At 40.9% G+C, this 337-nt stretch carries 1 protein-coding gene; it reads right to left on the reverse strand.

The genetic code is table 11. From position 1 onward, the window contains the following. The coding region (locus LPB88_RS23745) for a hypothetical protein (protein WP_370635917.1) at nt 1–337 on the reverse strand (337 nt) is incomplete at both ends.

A 337-nucleotide genomic window follows, 5' to 3' on the forward strand; every position in this document is an offset into this window, starting at 1 on the left:
ATTACTACAAGATTGAGTCGCTACAAACTGACCGCTGATTTTTACGATATTGCTCACATCTCCATCGCAATTATCAGTTGCAATAGGGGAGGTTGCTTGCGCAGAGGCCAAAGCTTGAGTATCGCTACATTGAACAGTTACATCTAATGTTCCTGCTAGTGTAGTCCAGGCTGGTTTAGTAGTATCTTCGATCGTAATCACTTGAGTGAAAGTATCCGAAGTGTTTCCACATTCATCGATAACAGTCCATGTATTAGTATATGTTCCGGAATTACTGCAAGACTCAGAAGCTACAAACTGACCGCTGATTTTTATGATATTGCTCACATCTCCATCA

The sequence above is a fragment of the Flavobacterium sp. JAS genome (assembly GCF_020991455.1).
Classification (GTDB): Bacteria; Bacteroidota; Bacteroidia; order Flavobacteriales; family Flavobacteriaceae; genus Flavobacterium.